3 protein-coding genes and 1 rRNA gene are annotated in these 4463 nt (G+C 73.6%); 3 read left to right on the forward strand and 1 reads right to left on the reverse strand.

Annotated features, from left to right (window positions below; genetic code table 11):
• Both rrf and ACIRQF_RS26200 read left to right on the forward strand, forming a co-directional pair.
• Positions 1 to 91 (forward strand): 5S ribosomal RNA (rrf, locus tag ACIRQF_RS26195); the annotation flags it as partial.
• 139 nt (positions 92 to 230) lie between these two features.
• Positions 231 to 1811 (forward strand): tetratricopeptide repeat protein, encoded by a 1581-nt coding sequence (locus ACIRQF_RS26200; protein ID WP_404095519.1) that lies wholly within the window; start codon positions 231 to 233, stop codon positions 1809 to 1811.
• 94 nt (positions 1812 to 1905) lie between these two features.
• Here the strand turns inward: ACIRQF_RS26200 and ACIRQF_RS26205 are convergent, their stop codons facing one another.
• Positions 1906 to 3195 (reverse strand): DUF1015 family protein, encoded by a 1290-nt coding sequence (locus ACIRQF_RS26205; protein WP_376638193.1) that lies wholly within the window; start codon positions 3193 to 3195, stop codon positions 1906 to 1908.
• An 84-nt stretch (positions 3196 to 3279) separates the two neighbouring features.
• Here ACIRQF_RS26205 and ACIRQF_RS26210 point away from each other — a divergent pair, with 84 nt between their 5' ends.
• On the forward strand, positions 3280 to 4341 hold the full coding sequence (locus ACIRQF_RS26210; protein WP_404095521.1) for an HAD hydrolase-like protein: 1062 nt from the start codon (positions 3280 to 3282) through the stop codon (positions 4339 to 4341).
• The last annotated feature ends 122 nt before the right edge of the window (positions 4342 to 4463 follow it).

Raw genomic sequence — 4463 nt, forward strand, 5'->3', positions numbered from 1 at the left:
GCCCGGTTACATTCCGAACCCGGAAGCTAAGCCTTTCAGCGCCGATGGTACTGCAGGGGGGACCCTGTGGGAGAGTAGGACGCCGCCGAACAATCTTTCAGGACCCTTGGTCCCCAGCGTTCATGCTGGGACCAGGGGTCCTTTTGTTTTTTCCTTGTATTTCCTGAAAGCGCGGTGCGGTGCCGGCTGCGCGAGAATGACTGCAGTACCCGAAGACAGGAGTCACGTCGATGTCCACCAACTCTCCCGACGATCGTCCGGAGCGCGAGCCGCGCCGCCGGGACGGTGGCGAGCGGGGCGGCTTCCGTGGCCCGCGTCGTGACGACAACCGTGGCGGTGGCTACCGCGGCGGCCGTGATGACAACCGTCGCGACGACCGCCGCGATGACCGTCGTGACGACAACCGTGGCGGCGGCTACCGCGGCCGCGACGACAACCGCCGCGACGACCGCCGTGACGACCGTGGCGGCGACCGCCCCCCGTACCGTCGTGACGACCGTGGCGGCGACCGTCCCGGCGGCTTCCGTCGTGACGACAGCCGTCCGGCCTTCCGTCGCGACGAGCGTCAGGATGAGCGTCCCGGTGGTTTCCGCCGCGATGACAGCCGGGGTGGCGACCGTCGTGACGACAACCGTGGCGGCGGCTACCGCGGCCGCGACGACCGTCCCGGCGGTTTCCGCCGCGACGACCGCCGTGACGAGCGTCCCGGTGGCTTCCGCCGTGACGACAACCGTCCCTCGTACCGCCGTGACGACCGTGACGACAGCCGTCCGGCCTTCCGTCGCGACGAGCGCCAGGACGAGCGTCCCGGGGGCTACCGCCGCGACGACCGTCAGGACGACCGCTCCGGCTTCCGCCGTGACGACCGCCGTGACGAGCGGCCCCGCGGCCCGCGCCGTGAGGACGACCGGCGTGGTGGCGGCGGCTTCCGTGGCCGTGACGACCGGCGCGACGACCGCGGGCGTGGCCCGCGTCGCGACGACCGGGGCGGTTACGGGCGCCGTGACGACCGCGGTGACCGCGGCGACCGCGCGCCCATCAAGCGTCTGCCGATCCCGCCGGAGGTCACCGGCGAGGAGATCGACCCGGACGTGCGGCAGGAGCTCATGAGCCTGCCCAAGGGACTGGCCGAGGACGTCGCCCGTAACCTCGTCATGGTCGCTCAGCTGATCGACGAGGAGCCGGAGAAGGCGTACGAGTACTCGCGCATCGCGCTGCGTCTCGCCTCCCGTGTCGCCGCCGTCCGTGAGGCCGCCGGCTTCGCCGCCTACGCGACGCAGAAGTACGCCGAGGCGCTGGCCGAGTTCCGGGCCGCCCGGCGGATGACCGGCAGTGTCGAGCTGTGGCCCGTCATGGCCGACTGCGAGCGCGGCCTCGGCCGCCCGGAGCGGGCGCTGGCCATGGCCGGCGAGTCCGAGGTGCAGAAGCTGGACAAGGCCGGCCAGGTCGAGATGCGGCTCGTGGCGGCCGGAGCCCGCCGGGACATGGGGCAGCTCGACGCCGCGATCGTGACCCTGCAGAGCCCCGAGCTGGCGTCCAACGCCAACCACCCGTGGACCGCGCGCCTGCGGTACGCGTACGCCGACGCGCTGCTCGCCGCCGGGCGGGAGCGCGAGGCGCGCGAGTGGTTCGCGAAGGCCCTGGAGGCCGACAAGGACGGCTCCACGGACGCCTCCGACCGGCTCGCCGAGCTGGACGGCGTCGAGTTCGTCGACGCGTTCGACGGCTCCGAGGATGCCGACGCGGAGAACGGCGACGCGGAGGGCGACGAGCAGGACGCCGACGAGCCGCACGAGGACGACAAGAGCTGACGTCCCGTACGACGTACGTACACGAAGGGCGGCACCCCGCGACGGGGTGCCGCCCTTCGGCGTTTCCACGGCGGTCCGTCCGCCGGGCGGGCGGTCAGTCGAGGGCCAGGCTGCGCAGCACCAGGCCCGTCGCCGGCTTCGGGCCGAAGGAGGTCGACTTGCGGGGCATCGTGACGCCCTGCCGCGCCAGGTCCCGTACGACCTCCTCCTTGACCGGGTGCATGAGGACCGCCGTACCGCCGCGGCGTTCCGCCTGCTCGACGGCGGCCCGGGTGTCGTGGATGTAGCCGATGTCCTCGGGGGAGTCCTCCGGGATGTGCCAGACGTGGTCGAGGAGGGTGGAGTGCAGGACCGTGGCGTCGAGGGTGCGCCAGGCCTCGGGGCGGTCGGTGCGGACCGTGCGGGCCAGGAGCGCGGGGTCGGGTCGGTCCAGCAGGTGGAAGGCGCCGTCGCCGGCGAGCAGGAAGGCGTTGCCTTCGGCGGCGGCCTCGGCCAGGGCCTCCTGGGCGGCCGGGAGCGGGCCGTCGACGCGCGTCACACGGAAGGCGTCGCCGAGGGCGGCGAGCGCGTCGGCGACGGGGAGGCGGTTGAGGAGCCGGTGGATGGCGCGGACCCGGAGCGGGTAGCGGGCGGTGTCGATGAGCAGGACCAGGCCGTGGTTCCAGGGGCCGGGGGCGGTGTGCTCCTCGCGGAGCCGAAGGTAGGTGGCCCAGCGGTGGTGGCCGTCGGCGATCAGGGCCTGGTGGCGGCCGAGTTCGGCGGCGACGGCGGCGAGGTCGGCCGGGTTGGTGACGGCCCAGAGGCGGTGGTGGAAGCCGTCCTCGGTGGTGGTGGAGAGCAGCGGCTCGCGCTCGACGGTGCGGTCGATGACGGCTCCCGCGCCGTCGCCGTCGCCGCGGTAGGTGAGGAGCAGAGGCTCCAGGTTGGCGGCGGTGGTGCGCATGAGGGCCGCGCGGTCCTCGACGATGTGCGGCATGACGTCCTCGTGGGGGAGGACGATGCCCTCGGCGGGGGTGGAGAGTTCGAGGGCGCCGATGACACCGCGCTGCAGGAGGCCGTCGCCGCGCTGCTCGTACACGTAGAGCGCGGGCTCCGGGTCGGGGGCGAGGATGCCGTCGGCGAGCCAGCGGTCGAGGGTGACCGCGGCCTTGCGGTGGCGGGTGCCGGCGGTCATGGCCTGCGGGAGGATGAGCCGGACGATGTTGTGCGGGTCCGCGGATTCGAGGTGGTGGAGTCCGTCGGGCCGGACGACGACGTCGTACGGCGGGGAGGTCACGGCGGCCAGGCTGCCGACCCGTTCGGGAACGTACCGGACGCCCCGGAAGGGGCTCAGTCGAAGACCGGGAGCGCGGACGTCATCGGCCGCGTGACCTGAGGTATGCATCTCGTCATCCTATGTGGCGGTGGCCATGAGCGATGATCTGGGCAACGGGAGAATGTCAGCCCGGCGACGTGAGGAGTACATGGCATGACGGGAATCGGCCAGCGGCAGGGCAGGGACCGGCCGAGCGGCAGTGCGCGGGCGCTGAGCGAGGCGTACGACACGGCGCTGCTCGACCTGGACGGTGTCGTGTACTACGCCGGTGGGGACGCGATCCCGCACGCCGCCACGGCGCTGGGGGCGGCCCGGGCCGGCGGGATGCACCTCGCGTACGTCACCAACAACGCGCTGCGGACCCCGGACACGGTGGCGGAGCACCTCACCGAGATCGGGGTGCCGGCGGAGGCCGGTGACGTGATCACCTCGGCGCAGGCGGTGGCCCGGTTGATCGCCGACGAGGTACCGCCCGGCTCGCGGGTGCTGCTCATCGGCGGCGAGGGGCTGCGGGTGGCGCTGCGGGAGCGGGGACTGGTGCCGGTGGAGTCGGCGGACGACGATCCGGTGGCGGTGGTGCAGGGCTACGGCGGCCCGGACCTGCCGTGGGGGCGGTTCGCGGAGGCGAGTTACGCGGTGGGGCGGGGTCTGCCGTGGTACGCCTCGAACACGGACCTGACGATTCCGAGCCTGCGCGGGATCGGTCCGGGCAACGGCGCGGCGGTGGAGGTGGTGCGGATCGCGACGGGCGCGGAGCCGAAGGTCGCGGGCAAGCCGTTGCCGCCGATGCACCGCGAGACGGTGCTGCGCACGGGCGCCGAGCGTCCGCTGGTGGTGGGGGACCGGCTGGACACGGACATCGAGGGCGCGTTCAACGGGGGCGTGGACTCCCTGCTCGTGCTCACCGGCGTGACGGACGTGCCGCGGCTGCTCGCGGCGGTGCCGGAGCACCGGCCCACCTATGTGGCGGCGGATCTGCGCGGGCTGCTCGTGGCTCAGCCGGAGGTCGTCGAGGGTGCGGACGGGGCCTTCGGGTGCGGGGGCTGGTCGGCCGCGGTGAGTGGGGGAGCGCTGGTCCTGGAGAGCGAGGGCGAGGGTCTGGACCCGCTCGACGGCGTACGGGCGCTGTGCGCGGCGGCCTGGACGGAGGCGGGCGCCGGTGCGTCGGGCCTGGACGCGGGGAAGGCGCTGGAACGGCTGGGGCCGGTGCGCTGATCCTTGAGCGGTGGATCCGGCTCTCGGGCGGTGGATCCGGCTCTCGGGCGGTGGATCCGGCTCTCGGGCGGTGGATCCGGCTCTCGGGCGGTGGATCCGGCTCTCGGGCGGTGGATCCGGCT

The sequence above is a fragment of the Streptomyces sp. NPDC101191 genome (genome assembly GCF_044767915.1).
GTDB lineage: Bacteria > Actinomycetota > Actinomycetes > Streptomycetales > Streptomycetaceae > Streptomyces.